This is a genomic window from Sinobacterium norvegicum, from assembly GCF_923077115.1.
Taxonomy (GTDB): Bacteria; Pseudomonadota; Gammaproteobacteria; order Pseudomonadales; family Sinobacteriaceae; genus Sinobacterium; species Sinobacterium norvegicum.
The window spans coordinates 279,370-298,177 of record NZ_CAKLPX010000001.1; the positions used below are offsets into that span (position 1 = coordinate 279,370).

An 18,808-nucleotide genomic window follows, 5' to 3' on the forward strand; every position below is an offset into this window, starting at 1 on the left:
ATTGTGTTGGCGATTATACGGATGCATTCGGGCATGAGTAAAGGGCTGAATCTTATCCGATAGCTGCAGATGTATTGACCAAATGCTGTGTTTTCTTCATTATTCGGCCAATAATTGTAGTGGGTAAGAACGGAGCAAAATAATGGATACTGAGGCGGTGCTTAGACAGCGGAAAATCATGCAGGGTTTGGCAGGCAATGAATCGATGCTATTGGCTGACCTGATTCGTGCCTCGGGGTTGGGGCGGGTGCAATTTACTCCGGCGCTGCGCCAGTTGCTCAACCAGAAGAGGTTGTCGGTAAGAGTGGTGTCAGGTCAGGGCAGTTCCATCTCGCAGCGGGTCGATGGCCACATCGGCAAAAAACTGTTTATCGTCCCCTTTAATGGAGCGCCTGTTGTTGCCACAGAAGATGCTGTTGATGATGGCGGCGAAGAGATGCAGCAACTGAAAGCAGAGAATAGTGCGCTGAATCAACAGATAAAGGAACTGGAGCAGCGTTGCGAAAGCTTTGGTCGGCTATACAGTGAGGCTGAACTACGTCAGATAGTGGCATATTTACAGCAGTAAATTATTTCCCCACTGATTTACTCTGCCGATGGCGAATCAGAACTGATAATTCGCTGATTGAGGGCGACAAAGCCCTGTTGGGCGGTTTAATCATCGGCGCTGTGCCGTTATACTAGCCGTTTGTTTGGCTCTTGAGACGCCACTTTGTCGAAGAGCCGCGGCACCCTGCTTTTTAGCCTAATTTGAGAACGCATCAATGAGCGACAGTACTGTAAGCGCGAATAATTTTTTACACGCGATTATCGAGCAAGATCTTGCCTCGGGTAAGCACAGCGAAATCGTGACCCGTTTCCCGCCAGAGCCCAATGGCTTTCTGCATCTGGGGCATGCCCACTCGATGTGTATCAACTTCGGCTTGGCGCAAAAATATAACGGCCGCTGTCATCTGCGTTTCGATGACACCAACCCGGAAAAAGAAAGCCAAGAGTATATCGACGCTATACAGCAAGACGTCAAATGGCTGGGCTTTGACTGGGATGGTGAAATCAAGTTTTCCTCAGACTACTTCGACACGCTGTATGACTACGCCATCAATCTGATTGAGTCTGGCGATGCCTATGTCTGCGATTTGAACGCAGAACAGGCCCGTGAGTATCGTGGCAACCTGAAGCAGCCAGGTAAGAACAGCCCGTTCCGCGACCGCAGTGTCGAGGAAAACCTGGCCCTGTTTGAGCAGATGCGTAATGGCGAGTTCGATGAGGGCGCCTGTGCCTTGCGTGCCAAGATCGACATGGCCTCGCCGAATATGAATATGCGTGACCCAATCATCTACCGCATTCGCAAAATACCGCACCACCAGACCGGTGAAAAATGGTGTATTTATCCCATTTATGATTTCACCCACGGTCAGTCTGATGCCCTAGAGAGCGTGACGCACTCGATCTGTACCCTCGAGTTTGAAGATCATCGTCCGCTGTATGAGTGGTTTATTAATCACCTGCCGGTGCCCAGCAAGCCACAGCAATACGAGTTCTCACGGTTGAACATCAACTACACCGTGACCAGCAAGCGCAAGCTCAAGGCACTGGTCGATGACGGTGTCGTCGGTGGCTGGGATGACCCAAGAATGCCAACGATCTCAGGTATGCGTCGCCGTGGCTACAGCGCTCAGGCGATTCGTAACTTCTCTGACATGGTTGGCGTCAATCGCTCCAGCGGTATTGTCGACATGTCGATGTTGGAGCATGCTATCCGCACCGACCTCAACGATAATGCCCCACGTGCGATGTGCGTGATGAACGCGGTCAAGGTCAGCTTTACTAACTTTGAGGCCGCTAATGCCGAGGGTGGTATTGCCTGGATGACTCAGCCGGTACACCCGAACAAGCCGGAGATGGGCGAGCGTAAACTGCCGTTTACCGACAGTGTCTATATCGACCGCGCCGACTTCACCGAGGACACCACGTTGTCCCGCAAGAAGTTCAAGCGTCTGGTGCTGGGTGAATATGTTCGCCTGCGTGGCTCGTTTGTCATCAAGGCCGAAGAGGCGATCAAAGATGCCGACGGCAATATTACAGAGATCAAGGCCTCGATTGTGCCGGATACCGTGGGTAACAACCCACCAGAGGGGATGAAGCCCCGGGGTGTTATTCACTGGGTGTCTTGCAGTGAGGGTGTGCAGGCCGAGGTGCGAGTTTATGAGCGTCTGTTTGATCACGAGGCGCCAGACTTCGGTGGCCGCGATCACATGGAGCACATCAACCAGGACTCGCTGCAGGTGATTGAGAGCTGTTGGTGTGAGCCGTCGCTGGCCGAGACCACGCCAGAGCAGGGTTTCCAGTTTGAGCGTGAGGGCTACTATGTTGCCGACCGCTATGATTACACGGCAGACAAGCCGGTGTTCAACAAGACCATCAGCCTGTCTGAATCAAAGGGCAAGTAACAACCACAGCGGCCATTTGCGGTCGCTGGATTATTCCCAATACACAATAAGGTTTTGTCATGGCGTTAACGATTTACAGCACGCTGACTAATAGCAAACAAGAATTCATCCCCCAGGAAGCCGGCAAGATCAGCATGTATGTCTGCGGCATGACGGTTTACGATTATTGTCACCTCGGTCATGCCCGTGTGCTGGTGGCCTTCGATGTGATTACCAAATACCTACGCAGCAGTGGTTTCGACGTTAACTACGTGCGCAATATCACCGATATTGACGATAAGATCATCAATCGTGCCAATGAAAATGGTGAGAAGTTCAATGCATTGACCGAGCGTTTTATCGGTCATATGCACGAGGATGAAAAAGCCCTCGGTGTCGCCCGCCCTGATATGGAGCCCCGTGCCACCAATCATATTGGCGATATCATTGCGATGACTGAGGTGCTGATTGAAAAAGGCTATGCCTATGCCTGTGACAACGGTGATGTTTACTATCGCGTGGCGAAGTTTGAAGGCTATGGCAAGTTATCGAACAAGAATCCCGATGAGTTACTGGCCGGTGCCCGCATCGAAACCGGTGACATCAAAGAAGACCCCCGTGACTTCGCGCTGTGGAAGTCGGCCAAGGCCGATGATGTCAGCTGGCCGTCGCCCTGGGGCCCTGGCCGCCCGGGCTGGCATATCGAATGCTCGGCGATGACCAAGTGCTGTGTCGGCGATACCTTCGATATTCACGGCGGTGGCCCCGACTTACCGTTTCCTCACCATGAGAACGAAATTGCCCAATCCGAGGCGGCCAACGACAAAGAGTTTGCCCGCTATTGGATGCATGCTGGTGCGGTTCGCGTCGATGGCGAGAAGATGTCCAAGTCACTGGGCAACTTCTTTACCATCCGCGAGATTCTCGACAAGTATCACCGCGAGGTGGTGCGCTATGTGTTGGTACGGAGCCATTATCGCAGTGCCATCAATTACTCGGAGGAAAACCTCAAGACCGCCAAGGTGGAACTGGACCGTCTCTACACCGGCCTACGGGGCTACGATGACGTCGAAGTGTTAGCGCTGGATCAGCTGCCGCAGGGCAACCGTTATGTCAAAGCCTTTACCGAGGCGATGGACGATGACTTCAACACCGCGCTGGCAATCTCGGTATTATTCGAATCGGTGCGTGAACTTAATAGCGCCACGGCGAACAAGGCGGCTGATGCCTCTGAGCAGGCGCAGATTCTCAAGAGTCTGGGCAGTGTATTGGGTCTGTTAGCTGAAAATGTCGAGGACTATATGCAGGCAGGTTTGAGTGATGCAGGACTATCAGCCGATGCGATCGAGGCGTTGATTGCCGAGCGTATTCAATCTAAGAAGGATAAAAACTTCCAACGTGCCGATGAGATCCGCGATGAGCTCAAAGAGCAGGGCGTGGTACTCGAAGACGGTGCTGGTGGCACCACCTGGCGCCGTGATTAAAGCGAAGCCTGATTGAAAAATACCCGCTATTGCCGGTTGCATAGCGGGTATTTTTTTGGGCTGAATTTACTGTTGACGCAGTTGTTGTACCATCCAGTCAATAAACAGCGCCTCGGTCAGGGCCGAGAGTTTAATCTTTTCGAAGGCAAAGCGCGGGTCTTCAGAGCCGCGGCCAAATTCAACGTCGACGGTGTCGGGTTGGTCATCGTGTAGCACCAACAGGATTCGTCTGTCGGTTGCCTTGTTTTCGATGGTCAGCATGTCGGCGTCAAAACCAGCTTCTCGCAGTCGGTGACTGATGCCGATGACGGGGTCGATACCGATGTTTTGCTGCTGAACCGCAGCCTGGGCGAGGGCGGCAATATCGCTGAGCGGGTAGACTCTGGCGTCTTTAATTTTCATAGCTTGAGCTTCGTTGGACAAAATAATGGCTTGAATAATAAACCATTAAAAGTGGCTTGGACATCGACTAAATCGATACTGTAGTATGGTGGGTTATTGTTTCCGTTGTCGCAGGCTTTTGTCGAGGTCTGCGGCCAATATCATCAGCAAAGGTTTATTCAATGTCCAAGAGTTTTGAAGTTCAGGGTGAAGTCCATTCCATCGGTCAGACCACCGAATACGGTAACAACGGTTTTACCAAACGTGAGTTTGTCATCAAGCTGACGGGCGAGGGCGAAAATGCAGCCTACCCCAATTACGTTGCCCTCGAATTAATCAAAGACAAGTGCGCGTTGATGGATCAATACAAGATTGGTGATGAGCTGGTTGCCCATTTCAATCTGTCCGGCCGCCTATGGGCCGGTAATGGCAATGGTGAAAGGTGCTTTACCAGCTTGCAGGCATGGCGTATCGAGTCGGCCAATAACAACGCTGCGGCCGATGCCGGTTACGGCGGTCAAGCAATGCCGGATTACGATAGCTTCGATCAGACCCCGCCAAGCGCACCGCAGCCACAGGTTCAGCAAACTAATGCCAGCACCGCCGCCTACGATGATGATATTCCATTTTAATCATCGATTGATGTCAGCGTTGTCATTGCGCGTACAAAGCCTAGGTATACCCTAGGCTTTTTGGTTTTACAGCGACACAAAGGCAGCAACGATGGCGGGCAGGGGGCGATATTCTATTTAACGTAGACCTTACCAATAATTAAATGGCGTAGATTTTTCTGCATGTTAGCGTAACACCCACTCAAACATAAAAATAAACAGAGGGAAGTTATGCAGGATTTTACCGGCAAGATTGCCGTCGTCACCGGTGGTGCCAGCGGCATCGGTCGTTCCATTGTCTTGGCCTTGTTGGCCGAGGGTGCCAAGGTGGTGGTTGCGGATGTCGAGCAAAAAGCACTCGATAAGGCCATTGCAGAATTTGCCGCCCACGGCGAAGTCTCTGGTATTGCCACCGATGTTTCCTCGCAGGACTCTGTCGAGGCCTTGTCAGCTGCCGTGTTTGAAAAATACGGTGCCTGTCATCTACTGTTTAACAATGCCGGTGTTGCCGCGCCCTCATGTAATGTATGGGAAACCACACCCAACGATTGGGCCTGGGTCCACGGGGTTAACGTCATGGGCGTGGTCCACGGCATTCAGTCCTTCGTCCCCAAAATGATAGCCTCCGGTGAAGAGGGTCATGTGATCAACACCTCATCGGGCGATGGCGGCATCTCACCGCTGCCGTATCAGTCGGTTTACGCCTCCAGTAAGGCGGCGGTGTCGACCATTACTGAGTGTCTGGGTGCACAGTTGCAGAGCGAGGGCACCAAGCTCAATGCCTCAATCTTCTACCCATCGGGTGGCCTGCTCGATACCGGTATCTGGACCACAGACAGAAACCGCCCAGAGGAACTCACCCGGGAAGTCGACTACGAGCCCATTCCATCAATCGAAGACTTTAAGGATGCCGCCAGTGCCGCCGGCATGGAGCTTAACTTCCAGGACCTCGATGAGCTTGCCCGTTACTGTCTCGATGGCATCAAGGCAAACCGCTTCATCATTATGATCAACGTCGAAGAAGCCGAGGCGACGCTGAACGAACGCGCCAAACGTTACGGCGGTGCAGAACTGCCAATCAATCTGGCGGAGATTCCGCAGTTGTAGTCATCGGTTAGTTTAAGATATTGAAAAAAGCCGAAGCTGTTTGATCAGCCTCGGCTTTTTTATGTCTGCTTGGTTTTACAGGCCGGCTTTCTTCTCGCCAGCTTGTAAGGTTTGCAGGATCAGCGTGTTGATGGTCATCGGGCCGACGCCGCCGGGTACCGGGGTGTAGGCGCTGGCCTTGTCGGTGATGGCTGACAGCTCGATATCGCCGACGCCACCCTTGTCGGTGTTGTGGTAGCCGGCATCGACGACGACGGCACCTTCTTTAATCCACTCGCCCTTGATCAGCTCGGGAACACCGACGGCACCGACGACGATGTCGGCCAGGCGGATGTGGCTTTCCAAGTCCTGGGTGCGAGAGTGGCAGACAGAAACAGTGCAGTTGGCGTTGAGTAGCATCAGTGCCATCGGCTTGCCGAGGATGGGGCTGCGACCGACGACGACGGCGTGCTTGCCAGAGAGCTCGATATCGTAGCCCTCGAGGATGCGCATAATACCGGCGGGGGTGGCTGAGCCGTAGGCGGCTTCGCCCATGGCCATGCGGCCAAAGCCTAGGCAGGTAACGCCGTCGACGTCTTTGGTCAGCTCAATGGCGTCGAAGCAGGCGCGCTCGTCGATCTGCTCGGGTACTGGGTGCTGTAGCAGAATGCCGTGAACATTTTCGTCCTTATTGAGCTCATCGATCTTGGCCAGCAACTGCTCGGTGGTCGTCTCGGTGGGCAGTTCGATCTTCAGTGACTCCATGCCGACACGACGACAGGCGTTGCCCTTCATTTTTACGTAGGTGGCAGAGGAGGGGTCGTCACCGACTAAAATAGTGGCGAGTACCGGCGTCTGATTGCCGTTTTTGGCCTTCAGCGCTTCTACGCGCAATTTTAGTTGTTCTTCAGTCTGTTGAGAGAGGGTTTTTCCGTCGAGGACAAGCGCTGGCATGGTAAATCCTGTAAGTAGAAGAGTGGCTGTTTGGTTGGCCTGATGGCCAAACTTGAAGCGGGCGCAATTATCGCACTGCCTTTATCACTATGCAAAACCTGATCATTCGGTTTGCATTTGTCAGGCGCTGTTTTAACGGTTGTTTATTTGTTGTGCAACGAGTTGAAAACTAATCACATAGGCTAGGGGGAAAGGCAAAATAAATGCAGATAGAGATTGACGCAGCAGGGGTGAATCATTAATATTCACGCCGCTATCACTGGTCAACGATCAGGAAGTAGCTCACTGAATAAAATCAGTACGGGATATAGCGCAGTCTGGTAGCGCGCCTGCTTTGGGAGCAGGATGTCGGGAGTTCGAATCTCTCTATCCCGACCACTTTTTTTAGGTGTAGGGCGCCTATAGCTCAGCTGGATAGAGCAACGGCCTTCTAAGCCGTAGGTCGCAGGTTCGAATCCTGCTGGGCGCGCCATTAAAGAAAGTAATACCTACCGTGGTGGATGTAGCTCAGTCGGTAGAGCCCCGGATTGTGATTCCGGTGGTCGCGGGTTCGATCCCCGTCATCCACCCCATTTATTCAGTTGTCAGTCATACAGTATCGGGATATAGCGCAGTCTGGTAGCGCGCCTGCTTTGGGAGCAGGATGTCGGGAGTTCGAATCTCTCTATCCCGACCATTTTACGTATGACATTTATCGGGATATAGCGCAGTCTGGTAGCGCGCCTGCTTTGGGAGCAGGATGTCGGGAGTTCGAATCTCTCTATCCCGACCATTTTTCCTCTGTTGCCACCTTCACTCGCTCCATTTCTTGCCGAATACCTTCGTCCTTTTGCTAGCACTGCCTTATTAGCGGTTAATACTTGTCGTCTGCACAAAGTCGGCTGGCGCTGCCTGGGGGCGCAATGATGGCTCTTTTTACCGGTAAAGCTGACTATTAAGTGAGCGATTTAAGCTCTATCTCAGAGAAGCGAAATAAAGTGTTGACCTGCGGTGAGAAATCATTAATATGCACGCCGCTAGCCCAGCTTCATCAGCAAGCTGTTTTAGCAATCGTACGGGATATAGCGCAGTCTGGTAGCGCGCCTGCTTTGGGAGCAGGATGTCGGGAGTTCGAATCTCTCTATCCCGACCACTTTTTACAGTATTAACTGTCAACAGTGGTTCGATGACAGGGTCGGTAGTGCAACACTACATTGCGACCAGTCAATCGTTATGGTGGATGTAGCTCAGTCGGTAGAGCCCCGGATTGTGATTCCGGTGGTCGCGGGTTCGATCCCCGTCATCCACCCCATTTTTATCTCCTGTCATTTATCTCCTTGTTTAGCATCATTATTGCCATTGTTTTTGATTAAATTAGTTTAATGCACTTTCGCTTTGCCACTACTTTTGCGACACTCAGTCGGGCTGCTAATGTTGCTAGGGATTACTTGGTGACATTCTAATAAAATGTATAAAACGACAGGACGATATTATGGTTGAGTTTACTCTGAACGGTGAGCATCAATCTCTCGATATAGAGGCTGACACACCATTACTGTGGGTGTTGCGTGATGAATTGAGAATGACAGGGACTAAATTTGGCTGTGGTATGGGGCTCTGTGGCGCCTGTACAGTGCATATCGACGGTGTCGCCTCCCGTAGCTGCATTATGCCGGTCAGCTTTATTGCCGGTAAAAACATTACCACCATCGAAGGTCTCAGCAGCGATAATAATCACCCTTTACAGCAGGCCTGGGTAGCGCATAACGTACCGCAGTGTGGTTATTGTCAGTCCGGCCAGATTATGTCGGCGGCGGCGTTGCTGGCCAGCAATGGCAGCCCCGACGATGAGGCCATCGACAGTGCTATGTCGGGCAACATCTGCCGCTGTGGTACCTACCCCAGAATCAAGGCCGCCATTAAGCAGGCAGCGACCTTTTATAATGCAGCTGATGATGTGGAGGTGGCACAATGAAACTTTCTCGCCGTGGACTGCTCAAACTATCTGCCACCGCCACCGGTGGCCTAGCGCTGGGTTTCAGCCTATCCGGCTGTAAAGAGGGGGAGTATCAACACGGCAGCGCCGAAGATTTCCGTCCCAATGCCTTCCTAGCAATCAGCGAAGATAATACCGTCACCCTGCAAATACACCGGGCCGAGATGGGCCAGGGCGTGATGACCGGTATTACCCAAATAGTTGCCGAAGAATTTGATCTGGCTCCCAGTGAGTTTGTCACCGAACTCAGCGGTCTGGTCAACAGCGAATTAGCCAGCCCGGATACCTTTTTACAGATTACCGGAGGCAGCCAAACGATTGCCTCCTCATACCAATCATTGCGAGAGGTTGGTGCCGCTGCCAGAGCCATGTTGCTGAATGCCGCGGCAGAGGTGCTGCAAGTTCCTGTCGGCGGTTTAACCACCGATAATGGCCATATTGTCAGCGACGGTAAAAAACATCCCTATGGTCGTTTTGTTAAGGTTGCCAGCAAATTACCGGTTCCCGAGCAGTTGACGTTAAAAGACGCCGCTGACTTTCAGTATATTGGCCAGTCAGAACAGCGCCTTGACAGCCAGGCCAAGGTGTCGGGGCAGGCCGAGTTCGGCATCGATATCTATCCTGAAGACTTCGTGACTGCGGTGATGCTACGCAGCCCATCGTTTGGTGGTCAGTTGATTGATTTTGATGCCGCAGAGGCGCTCAAGGTCAAAGGCGTTATCGATGTCATCGCGGTGAACAATGCGGTTACCGTGGTGGCCAAGAGTTATTGGCCGGCCCGCAAGGCGGCGGGATTAATCACTGTTAATTGGGACAGCAGCGCCACTGCAAATCTATCGTCGGCGTCTATTTTGGCCGAGCAGCAGCGTTTGGCCGCCAGTGAACAGGGTGAGAATATCACCGCAGCGGGCTCGTTTACCGCCGCCGATGGCGATAAGACCCTCAGTGTCAGCTATGAGGCGCCGTATTTGGCCCATGCGACGATGGAGCCAATGAATGCCGTGGCGGATTACCACGACGGCAAGGTAAGCCTGTGGGGCGGCCATCAAGGCGCCGATATCACCGCCGATATGGTGGCCAGGGCGCTGGGTATTTCCCGTCATGATGTCACCGTACACAGCTGCTTTCTTGGTGGTGGCTTTGGTCGACGTATCGTGCCGGATTATATGGCTGAGGCGGCCATGGTATCGCGTCAAGTCGGTCAGCCGGTAAAGCTTATTTGGAGCCGTGAAGATGATATGGCCCACGATTATTATCGCCCCAGTCACTACAGCGAGCTGTCGGCGTCCATCTCTGCCGACAACAAGGTCAGTTGGCATCATAAGCTGGTCGGCCCCAGCCTGCTGCGGGATTTTATGCCAGACTCGCTGAAGACGATATTCCCTGAGTGGGTGCCAGGTAGTGTGGCCACCACCGTGGGTAAGTTTGTCGCCTCGACCGATGGCAGTTCGGTGGAGGGCGCGGCAGAGCTACCCTATGGCTTTGCTGAGGTGAATGTCGACTATGTCGAGTACACACCGCCAGTCCCGATCGGTTTTTGGCGATCGGTGGGGCATTCGCAGAATGCCTTTGTGGTCGAGGCCTTTGTTGACGAGGTGGCCGAGCAAGTTGGCAGCGACCCGCTGGCCTTTAGATTAGCCAATCTGTCGGCGGACAGTGCCGAGGCCAAGGTACTGCAACAGGTTAAGGTGCTATCCAACTGGGGAGCGCAGGTCGAGGGCCGCTTCCAGGGTGTTGCCGTTCATCACAGTTTCGGCAGTACAGTGGCGGAGGTGGTTGAGATTTCGATGGTCGACGGCAAGCCTAAGGTTGAAACCGTCTACTGTGTCGCCGACTGCGGCCAGGTGATCAACCCTGATTTGGTGGTGACCCAGATGCAGAGCGCGATCATCTTCGCTTTAACCGCGGCCCTTTACGGCGAGATCACCATCGAGGCGGGTGCGGTGGTGCAGTCTAATTTCCATAATTATCCGATGTTGAGAATCAACGAGACGCCGGATATCGTCGTCGAACTGATTGAATCGTCGCTGCCGCCCACCGGTGTCGGTGAGCCTGGGGTGCCGCCGTTGGCGCCAGCGCTTGCTAATGCGCTCTATGCGGCCAGCGCAGTTCGTCATCGCTCCCTTCCAATTAAAGTATAGTTAAAACAATTGCATATAAGACTTTGTTGTAGTGACGTATAAGGTTGTTGCCGACACTGAGGCGTTTATTCTGGTGGATAAGCAAGCCGGTGTCTCGGTCCATAAGGATGAGCAGCTGGGTCAGCCCGGCCTGTTCAACCAGCTCAAGCAAGACTTTGCTCAACCGCTGTATCCAGCTCATCGCCTCGATGTGATGACCTCGGGGCTGTTGTTGCTGGCAAAGACGTCGGAGGTGGCTGCTGAATTGGGTAGGTTGTTCGAGGCGAGGGCGGTGGAGAAGTACTATTTGGCCATCGCCAGCGGTAAGCCTCGCAAGAAGCAGGGCCTGATTGTCGGTGATATGACCAAGTCCCGAGGTGGTAGTTATAAGCTGTTGCGCAGTACTAATAACCCGGCCAAGACTCGCTTCGTCTCCCAGCAGCATGCGCTGGGTTTACGTGCCTATTTGCTCAAGCCGTACAGCGGTAAGACTCATCAGCTGCGAGTGATGATGAAGAGTATCGGTGTTGCCATTCTCGGTGACGAGCGTTACGGCGGTGCTATAGGCGGTGACCAAGCCGCTGACCGCGGTTATCTGCACGCCTATGCGTTGCGCTTTACTCTCAACGGTGTCGAATACCGGTATCGCTGCCCGCCCAGCAGCGGCCAGTGGTTCGAGCCGCCTTATACCGACTCATTGATCGAGCACTGGCAAGAACCTTGGGCGTTACCCTGGGGTAAGTAAGCGGCGATCAATTGACTGTTGCCAGCTAAAACGTGCGATTAACTGATTAAACGTGGCATCCAAGGGTGCCAGGCATTCTATCGTCTCAGCGCTGTAGGGATGTTTAAAGGTCAGTGACACGGCGGCCAACAGTAATCTGTCAGCCTTTAAATGCTCAGCAAAAAAGTGGTTATGGCTGCTCTTGCCATGTTTCGCATCGCCGATAATCGGGCAGTTAATATGCTTGCTGTGGCGTCGCAGTTGGTGTTTCCTACCGGTTTTGGGTTTGAACTCGACCAGTGAATACCGACTCTGCGGGTAACGGTCGACACAGACTGGTAGCTCGATAGTGGCGAGCCGGCGAAAGTGTGTGACAGCCTCTTGTGCAGGCTTGTCTGGCCGGGCCTGTCTGTCGCTGAGTTTGTCGAGTTTCTCCCGCAGCGGGTGATCAATAATACCTGCTTCTGGGCTATAGCCTCTGACGATGGAGACATAGGTTTTTTCAATGTCATGACGCTCAAACAGCGCAGCCGCCCTACGTGCGGCCTCAGGCGACAGCGCAAACATCAGTACGCCGGAGGTGGGACGATCCAGACGATGTACCGGGTAGACATATTGGCCAAGCTGATCCCGAACCAGCTGTAGGGCAAATTCAGTGGCATGGGGGTCTATCCAGCTGCGGTGTACCAGCAAGCCGCTGGGTTTGTTGACGATGCAGTAATACGCATCCAGATAGAGGATGTCGAGATGAGTTTTTGCCGGGGCAGGGTTGGAATCACTGTCGCACATAACACTATTCAGAATCATAAAACGGCTATATTAACGTAAAAGCCTTAACTTGCTGTATTCAATATGGCCAATTTGTGTAAAAGTGGCTGGCATAATAACAGATTGATGATATGAGTAGTTCTATGAGAGAGATAACCGCGCCATTTCAGACCCCGCCTGTACCGGGTCACGTAATTGAAGTGGCTGAGGGGGTATTGTGGTGTCGTATGCCACTACCGCTGGCATTAGACCATATCAACGTCTATCTGATTGATATCGGTACCGGTTGGCTGATTGTCGACACCGGCATGAAGGGGGATAAAACACAGACGCTGTGGCTGCAAATAATCGAACAGCATCTTGGCGGTCGGCCTGTGGTGGCGGTGCTATGTACCCATATGCACCCGGATCATATCGGACAGGCTGGCTGGCTGGTCAATCAATTCAAAGTGCCTTTTTATATGTCGCAGGGCGAATACCTCCATGCCAGAACATTTACTGCGACGGAGCGGGGCAAGCCGACCAGTTGGCGCACCCAGGATTATTTTAGCCAAGCTGGCTTGTCCGAGCAGCAGGTTACCGCGATTACGGCTGGCTTTGGTGGTTTCAGCAAGTTGGTTGAACCTATTCCAAGCAATTATATTCGCCTGCGCGATGGCCAAACCTTCGACTGGGGTAAGCACCAGTGGCAGGTTGTCGTCGGCCGCGGTCATTCGCCAGAGCATGCCTGTCTGTATTGCCCAGCGTTGAATATACTGCTGGCCGGTGATCAGGTGATTGAGGGAATCTCGTCCAATGTCAGCGTGCTGGCTATTGAGCCGGATGCAGAGCCGTTGGCGGATTGGTTGGCCTCTATCGAACGATTTAAGCTGTTGCCGGATGATTTGCTGATTTTACCCGCTCATCGTCTACCATTTTATGGTTTGCATCGTCGTCTTGAGCAATTAGCCGAGCACCACGAAGAACATTTGCAGGCGCTGTTGGTGGCCTGTCAGCAGCCGCATACGGCGGTTGAGTTGCTGCCGGTGCTGTTCAAACGTGATATTACCAGCGCAGTCATGACGCTGGCTCTTGGCGAATGTCTGGCACATTTGCACGAATTGCTGTCCCGTGGTCAATTGCGGCGGGATTTGGTCGCCGGTGTGCATCAATTTACAGCCACTGTTGTGGCTGAGGCCGATAAAGGTTATCAACCCGGTGAGCAACTTACGGTATAATTTGACGATCGACCGCCAGCGTGCGGTCAATTGTTGCCGTTAACCAATACAACGAGGATTAGGATTTTGCAGTTAACCCATATAGACGCCGCCGGCGATGCTCAGATGGTCGATGTCACCGCCAAACAAGTGACTCACCGCATTGCCGTGGCAGAATCTTATATCGAGATGAAGCCTGAGACCTTGCAGTTGATTGTTGAAGGCGGTCATAAGAAGGGGGATGTGTTGGCAGTGGCCCGTATCGCCGGTATTCAGGCGGCCAAGCGCTGTTCTGATTTGATCCCCCTGTGTCATCCGTTGATGCTAACCTCGGTCAAGGTACACCTGCAGCCCCAGCTAGAGTTCAATCGGGTGCTGGTGACGGCGACCTGCAAGCTTGGCGGCCAAACCGGTGTAGAGATGGAGGCGTTAACAGCGGCCTCAGTCGCAGCACTGACAATTTACGATATGTGTAAAGCTGTCGATAAGGATATGGTCATCGGTGGTGTTCGCGTGTTGGAAAAGTCGGGTGGAAAATCGGGTCATTACATTGCTGATCAACAAGCTTGATGGGCTTCTGATTCGCGCACAAAAGGAGGTTATGTGGTTACCGTATTATTCTTTGCCAAGGTAAGAGAGGATCTCGATTGCCGTCAACTGCAGTGGCCGCTGGCCGAAAGTTGCAGTGTTGCACAGTTAAAGCAGCAACTGGTCGACCAGCATGGCGGGCGCTGGTCGGCGGTTTTAGGCGCGGATAATATTATCTGTGCCGTCAATCAGCAGGTGGTTGATCACCATCATCCCGTGCTACAGGGTGATGAAGTGGCTTTCTACCCACCGGTAACAGGCGGTTAACAATGACGATGATTCCGATAAACGTGGTTGTTGAGGAAGATGATTTTGATGTGCAGCAGCAGCAAAACTGGTTAACAGCAGTGGGTCCCCATGTTGGTGCCGTGGTGAGTTTTGTCGGTTTGGTCCGTGACATCAATAATAATCAGGGTGTCTCAGCCATGACGTTAGAGCATTACCCGGGCATGACTGAACAGACCATTACCGCCATTTGTCAGCAGGCTGCTGAGCGCTGGACGCTGCACAGCATCAGCGTTATTCACCGGGTGGGCGATTTGCTGCCCAGCGATCAAATTGTCTATGTCGGCGTCAGTTCTCGGCATCGCGGCATGGCGTTTGAGGCCTGTGAATTTATCATGGATTTCTTGAAAACGGATGCGCCGTTTTGGAAAAAAGAGCAGACCAGCGATGGCGCCAGTTGGGTCGATGCCCGGGAATCAGATCGCAGTGCCAGCGAACGGTGGGCATCGGATAAATAGCCGGTGTTATGACCTTACGTAGTCTATTTGAGTGACAGCCATGTCAATGGTGTCTTGTTAAAATATCGCTAACTTGCATCGGCGCGGAGAGCTAGCTAACTTGCCCGCTGATAAATTTTACGAAGAGAGAAACTCTTCGCCATACCAATAATGAAAGGTTGTTTCTATGCGTCTTGATAGCCGTGAATTCCGTAACGCACTGGGTCGTTTCCCCACCGGTGTCTGTGTTATTACAACAACCCCTGAAGGCGGTAAGCCAATGGGTATGACGGTTAACTCGTTTGCAGCCTTGTCGTTAGACCCCGCCTTGATTCTTTGGAGCATTCAAAAGAACTCTGAGTGTTGGTCTGTTTTTGAGAACGCCAAGGGCTTTACCGTCAACGTACTGGCCAGCGACCAAATTGATGTCTCTAACGCCTACGCTAAGAAGGGTGAGCACGATTTGCCCGAGGGTAGTTTCCGTATCGGTAAATCGGGCAACCCCGTATTGAAAGGTTGTATTACCACCTTTGAGTGCAATATGAATGCCCAGCACGATGGCGGTGATCATATTATTCTAGTGGGCGAAGTGACCGAGATGGATAACAGTCCTACGGGCGAGCCGCTGGTATTCCACGGTGGTCAATACGCTGAGCTTCGCTAATCGATTTCGAGTACACAAAAAAAGGCGTGTAGACGTCTTTTTTTTCGCCTTTTAAAAAGCCATGACTGCACTGCAGTGCAAGTTACTGCAATAATAGCTATGGTTACTCTCTTCTGATTTGATGGCTTCGACAATGTTTAAGATTAATTATTGCAACCAGTGTGGCGGCAAGACAGCGTTTAGAATCGCCGAGGGTGAAGACCGAAAGCGTGATGTTTGTCATGACTGCGGCTTTATTCAATACCTCAATCCTCGGATTATTGTTGGCACACTGCCGACATATCAGGGCAAAGTGTTGCTGTGTCGGCGTGCCATCGAGCCGAGAAAAGGCTATTGGACTCTGCCGGCTGGTTTTATGGAGTGCGGTGAAACCGCGGCCGACGGCGCGCGGCGAGAAACGATGGAAGAGGCGGGAGCTCAGCTGACCGATCTTCACCTTTATGCGCTCTATGATGTGCCGATGATCGATCAGTTTTATATGTTTTACCGCGCCGAAATGCTGAGCGGGGACTTCAGTGCAGGGGTTGAAAGTTTGGAGGTAGAGCTGTTTGCCCTGACAGACATTCCCTGGGGCGAGATGGCGTTCCCGACAATTACCAAGGTTTTGCGGCAGTATATTGATGATTTGCCCAGCGGCCATTTTAATCTGGTTGAGGCGAGAATAGGCTAGGGTAAAAAAACGACGGCGGGAGCCGTCATTTTTTTTATCGACGCTTAACCGGCAACCGTCATTTGACGAATGATTTCGCGAATCTTGGCGTATTCGGCGGCGGCATCGGGGAAGAAAACCAACTTGTAAAAATAGCGCTCGTTGACGGTGTGTTCAGAGGGTAGGCCAATGTTCTCTCGGTGAGTGGAGTGGGTATAGCTCATCTCGAGGTGTATAACAGTGCTGTCCTGGGGTACCAATAAGTCTTTGCCGTCCAGTGTCAGACGCTGTTTGCTGTCTTTGAGGGTGTACATCGATACTTCGGCAACAAGGTCGAGGTTGATGCGCAGGGTACTGCTGATCGGCGCCAGGTATTTAGGCCCCATTGCCTTGTGTTGAATATAGACTTGAGGTGCTTTGCGAACTTCTAAAAACATAGGACGGTTCTCGTGGTTATGATTAAAGGGCTATGACAAAAGGGTGATAAACCTAGGGTGTCAATTATCGGTATATCAGCAGAGGCGTAATAGCATTATAGGTACCCATGGTATTGGCGTGGTAGCTGATTTAAAATTTTAGAGCCTCCAGACTTGATGGCATTCGATATATGCTCTTTCGCCTGTGGCTGCTGATCAAGCTCGAAATAACACTGAGCCAACATCAAGTGAATAATAGGGTTGTCAGTGGCCAGGTGACAGCATATTGCTGACCGTAATGCCTCTGCGGCAGAATTATACTCTTCTTTGGCAATATAGGTATCGCCAATTGCCGTCAATACCCAGCCACTTTCCTGGTAGAGGTTTTGCGGTTTGGGGATTAAGCGCCAGGCCTGAAAAAACTGTTGTAGGGCCGATTGATACTGTTGTTGGTCAAACTGAGCGTAGGCTGACTGGCACAGTGTTTTAATCTGCTGATGGAGGGCAGAGTCGAGCATGTTTTTTTCCATAACCTTATCTTTACCGGCTGTGATGGTACGGCAATGGTGTATCCATTGGCCTCGATCACTATATAATGGTTTTGTGACAAAGAATATCTACTAATACGCGTAAATACTACGATGCTAATTATTGTTATTATTAGCTTTAAATCAATCTTTTAAGAGATAGTAACCGATGAGTTTTCCGAAAATTGGCAGCAAGCCACCGGGTTTTACCCTGCAAGACCAAAGCGGTAACAATGTATCGTTGAGTGATTTTAGCGGTAAGAATGTGGTGTTGTATTTTTACCCGCGGGCCAATACGCCAGGCTGTACCATCCAGGCCGAGGGGATACGTGATCATCAGGCAGAATTCGACGCCTTGAATACCGTCGTCCTCGGTGTCAGCCCCGATACAGTGAAAAAAGTGTCTAACTTTGTCGATAAGAAGTCGCTTAACTTTACCCTGTTGGCTGATACTGATCACGCCGTGGCTGAGTCCTATGGGGTCTGGCAGTTAAAGAAGTTTATGGGCAATGAGTCGATGGGGGTGGTGAGAACCACGTTTATCCTTGATGGCGCCGGCGTCTTGCAGGGCATTATAGAAGTTAATGGCCGCAAGACCGGGAGTAAGACCAAGACCCATCACGCCGATGTGCTGGCCTGGTTGGCTGACAACCTCTGATAGCTGAGGGTGAACGCTGCCTATTGATGGGTGGCTTTGACCCAATCTGCTGTTCTATCTCGCTATTATCCACTGCCTATTGAACGAGTTATTCTCTTGCGTAAAGATACAACCGCCACTCGAAAACGCATTATTGATACCGCCGAAATATTGTTCGCTGAAAAAGGTGTCGAAGCGACCAGCCTGCTCGATATTACTCGCGCCGCGAAGCAAAAAAACCGCAGCGCCTTGCAGTATCATTTTAAGAACAAAGAAGGGCTGTTGCATGCGGTGCTGGATAAACACGCCCTGCCTATTGCCAAACTTCGCACCGCCAAACTCGATGCGCTCGAGGCAGCGGCTGATTACAGCCTTTACCAGTTGGTTGAGGCGTTAGTGGAACCGATGGCCTCGTTGTTGGACAATAATAATGGGGGCAGTGAGTTTATTAAAATCCACAGCGAGTTGATGAGCTCGGAGCAATTTAGGCAATTTCGTCAGGCGCGGGATAAGGATCACGCTGATGTTCAACGCATGCAGGCGATGGCATTACCGTTTGTCGACGCCAGTAATGCCGATGCTTTACGGTCGCGCGGTTTGTTGATTGGTTGTTTGTTAATTCATGGCTTGGCAGCTTACCTGCCGCAGCAGGATTCACTACCACGGGCGGTTTTCTTACACAGCCTGATTCAGGGCATTACCGATCTGTTTCAACAGTCTGGCGCGCCATAATATATTAGTTATAGAGCCGCTGTGGAAGTCTAAGTCAGCCCCATCCGTTTATCAGTGACTGCATGTTTAACCTGCTGAAGTCCATCAGCAGGTTGTCGCTGTGGCAGATAACGTGAGTGTTTTACTGTTGTCTGTGTCGTGGTGG

The 18,808-nt window shown here is 52.0% G+C and carries 21 protein-coding genes and 7 tRNA genes; 23 read left to right on the forward strand and 5 right to left on the reverse strand.

Translation table 11 applies throughout. From position 1 onward, the window contains the following. Positions 1-142 precede the first annotated feature (142 nt). The 3 genes from L9P87_RS01250 to cysS all read left to right on the forward strand — a co-directional run bounded on the left by L9P87_RS01250 (position 143) and on the right by cysS (position 3,913). A complete protein-coding gene (locus L9P87_RS01250) occupies positions 143-568 on the forward strand; it encodes a hypothetical protein (RefSeq protein ID WP_237442859.1) in 426 nt (141 codons plus the stop codon). 196 nt (positions 569-764) lie between these two features. Then, positions 765-2,450: a glutamine--tRNA ligase/YqeY domain fusion protein gene (locus L9P87_RS01255; protein WP_237442860.1), complete on the forward strand. Its 1,686-nt coding sequence runs from the start codon at positions 765-767 to the stop codon at positions 2,448-2,450. A gap of 59 nt (positions 2,451-2,509) precedes the next feature. Further along, complete coding sequence (cysS, locus tag L9P87_RS01260) at positions 2,510-3,913, forward strand: cysteine--tRNA ligase (protein ID WP_237442861.1); 1,404 nt, start codon at positions 2,510-2,512, stop codon at positions 3,911-3,913. 66 nt (positions 3,914-3,979) lie between these two features. On the opposite strand, the gene L9P87_RS01265 is transcribed toward cysS, so the two are convergent. Then, complete coding sequence (locus L9P87_RS01265; RefSeq protein WP_237442862.1) at positions 3,980-4,315, reverse strand: hypothetical protein; 336 nt, start codon at positions 4,313-4,315, stop codon at positions 3,980-3,982. A gap of 161 nt (positions 4,316-4,476) precedes the next feature. On the opposite strand from L9P87_RS01265, the gene L9P87_RS01270 reads away from it, so the two are divergent. Both L9P87_RS01270 and L9P87_RS01275 read left to right on the forward strand, forming a co-directional pair. Continuing rightward, positions 4,477-4,926 (forward strand): DUF3127 domain-containing protein, encoded by a 450-nt coding sequence (locus L9P87_RS01270; RefSeq protein ID WP_237442863.1) that lies wholly within the window; start codon positions 4,477-4,479, stop codon positions 4,924-4,926. Between the two features lie 210 nt (positions 4,927-5,136). Next, positions 5,137-6,012 carry an SDR family NAD(P)-dependent oxidoreductase gene (locus L9P87_RS01275; RefSeq protein ID WP_237442864.1) on the forward strand — a complete coding sequence of 292 codons (876 nt, stop codon included), beginning with the start codon at positions 5,137-5,139 and terminating at the stop codon, positions 6,010-6,012. Between the two features lie 75 nt (positions 6,013-6,087). On the opposite strand, the gene folD is transcribed toward L9P87_RS01275, so the two are convergent. Beyond that, a complete protein-coding gene (gene folD / locus L9P87_RS01280) occupies positions 6,088-6,945 on the reverse strand; it encodes a bifunctional methylenetetrahydrofolate dehydrogenase/methenyltetrahydrofolate cyclohydrolase FolD (RefSeq protein ID WP_237442865.1) in 858 nt (285 codons plus the stop codon). Positions 6,946-7,246: 301 nt separating this feature from the next. Here folD and L9P87_RS01285 point away from each other — a divergent pair. From L9P87_RS01285 to L9P87_RS01330, 10 genes are all read left to right on the forward strand, one after another. Further along, positions 7,247-7,323: transfer RNA gene (locus L9P87_RS01285), tRNA-Pro, on the forward strand. Between the two features lie 17 nt (positions 7,324-7,340). Beyond that, a tRNA-Arg gene (locus L9P87_RS01290) sits at positions 7,341-7,417 on the forward strand. 24 nt (positions 7,418-7,441) lie between these two features. Beyond that, positions 7,442-7,517: transfer RNA gene (locus L9P87_RS01295), tRNA-His, on the forward strand. 27 nt (positions 7,518-7,544) lie between these two features. Further along, positions 7,545-7,621, forward strand: a tRNA-Pro gene (locus L9P87_RS01300). Between the two features lie 19 nt (positions 7,622-7,640). Beyond that, positions 7,641-7,717, forward strand: a tRNA-Pro gene (locus L9P87_RS01305). 283 nt (positions 7,718-8,000) lie between these two features. Continuing rightward, a tRNA-Pro gene (locus L9P87_RS01310) sits at positions 8,001-8,077 on the forward strand. Positions 8,078-8,160: 83 nt separating this feature from the next. Then, a tRNA-His gene (locus L9P87_RS01315) sits at positions 8,161-8,236 on the forward strand. A 180-nt stretch (positions 8,237-8,416) separates the two neighbouring features. Beyond that, positions 8,417-8,899 carry a (2Fe-2S)-binding protein gene (locus L9P87_RS01320; RefSeq protein WP_237442866.1) on the forward strand — a complete coding sequence of 161 codons (483 nt, stop codon included), beginning with the start codon at positions 8,417-8,419 and terminating at the stop codon, positions 8,897-8,899. Further along, positions 8,896-11,061, forward strand: a complete 2,166-nt coding sequence (locus tag L9P87_RS01325) for a xanthine dehydrogenase family protein molybdopterin-binding subunit (RefSeq protein WP_237442867.1) — start codon at positions 8,896-8,898, stop codon at positions 11,059-11,061. The genes L9P87_RS01320 and L9P87_RS01325 overlap by 4 nt, the downstream gene beginning before the upstream one ends. A gap of 31 nt (positions 11,062-11,092) precedes the next feature. Beyond that, positions 11,093-11,785: a pseudouridine synthase gene (locus tag L9P87_RS01330; RefSeq protein ID WP_237442868.1), complete on the forward strand. Its 693-nt coding sequence runs from the start codon at positions 11,093-11,095 to the stop codon at positions 11,783-11,785. On the opposite strand, the gene truC is transcribed toward L9P87_RS01330, so the two are convergent. Next, positions 11,768-12,571, reverse strand: coding sequence for a tRNA pseudouridine(65) synthase TruC (gene truC, locus L9P87_RS01335; protein WP_237442869.1), 804 nt, complete (start codon positions 12,569-12,571; stop codon positions 11,768-11,770). The two genes, L9P87_RS01330 and truC, sit on opposite strands and share 18 nt — an antisense overlap. A gap of 92 nt (positions 12,572-12,663) precedes the next feature. On the opposite strand from truC, the gene L9P87_RS01340 reads away from it, so the two are divergent. From L9P87_RS01340 to L9P87_RS01365, 6 genes are all read left to right on the forward strand, one after another. After that, positions 12,664-13,749, forward strand: coding sequence for an MBL fold metallo-hydrolase (locus tag L9P87_RS01340; RefSeq protein WP_237442870.1), 1,086 nt, complete (start codon positions 12,664-12,666; stop codon positions 13,747-13,749). Positions 13,750-13,812: 63 nt separating this feature from the next. Continuing rightward, entirely contained in the window at positions 13,813-14,298 is a 486-nt protein-coding gene (gene moaC, locus L9P87_RS01345; RefSeq protein ID WP_237444348.1) for a cyclic pyranopterin monophosphate synthase MoaC, read from the forward strand. Between the two features lie 33 nt (positions 14,299-14,331). Next, positions 14,332-14,583, forward strand: coding sequence for a molybdopterin converting factor subunit 1 (gene moaD / locus L9P87_RS01350; RefSeq protein WP_237442871.1), 252 nt, complete (start codon positions 14,332-14,334; stop codon positions 14,581-14,583). A 2-nt stretch (positions 14,584-14,585) separates the two neighbouring features. Further along, positions 14,586-15,059: a molybdopterin synthase catalytic subunit MoaE gene (gene moaE, locus L9P87_RS01355; RefSeq protein ID WP_237442872.1), complete on the forward strand. Its 474-nt coding sequence runs from the start codon at positions 14,586-14,588 to the stop codon at positions 15,057-15,059. Positions 15,060-15,225: 166 nt separating this feature from the next. After that, on the forward strand, positions 15,226-15,702 hold the full coding sequence (locus L9P87_RS01360; protein WP_237442873.1) for a flavin reductase family protein: 477 nt from the start codon (positions 15,226-15,228) through the stop codon (positions 15,700-15,702). Between the two features lie 133 nt (positions 15,703-15,835). Continuing rightward, positions 15,836-16,372 carry an NUDIX hydrolase gene (locus L9P87_RS01365; RefSeq protein ID WP_237442874.1) on the forward strand — a complete coding sequence of 179 codons (537 nt, stop codon included), beginning with the start codon at positions 15,836-15,838 and terminating at the stop codon, positions 16,370-16,372. Positions 16,373-16,416: 44 nt separating this feature from the next. On the opposite strand, the gene L9P87_RS01370 is transcribed toward L9P87_RS01365, so the two are convergent. Further along, positions 16,417-16,788 (reverse strand): hypothetical protein, encoded by a 372-nt coding sequence (locus L9P87_RS01370; RefSeq protein ID WP_237442875.1) that lies wholly within the window; start codon positions 16,786-16,788, stop codon positions 16,417-16,419. 95 nt (positions 16,789-16,883) lie between these two features. Beyond that, complete coding sequence (locus tag L9P87_RS01375) at positions 16,884-17,297, reverse strand: tetratricopeptide repeat protein (RefSeq protein ID WP_237442876.1); 414 nt, start codon at positions 17,295-17,297, stop codon at positions 16,884-16,886. Between the two features lie 166 nt (positions 17,298-17,463). Between L9P87_RS01375 and bcp the strand changes: the two genes are divergently transcribed. After that, positions 17,464-17,952 (forward strand): thioredoxin-dependent thiol peroxidase, encoded by a 489-nt coding sequence (bcp, locus tag L9P87_RS01380; RefSeq protein WP_237442877.1) that lies wholly within the window; start codon positions 17,464-17,466, stop codon positions 17,950-17,952. A gap of 96 nt (positions 17,953-18,048) precedes the next feature. Continuing rightward, a complete protein-coding gene (locus L9P87_RS01385; protein ID WP_237442878.1) occupies positions 18,049-18,663 on the forward strand; it encodes a TetR/AcrR family transcriptional regulator in 615 nt (204 codons plus the stop codon). Positions 18,664-18,808 lie beyond the last annotated feature (145 nt).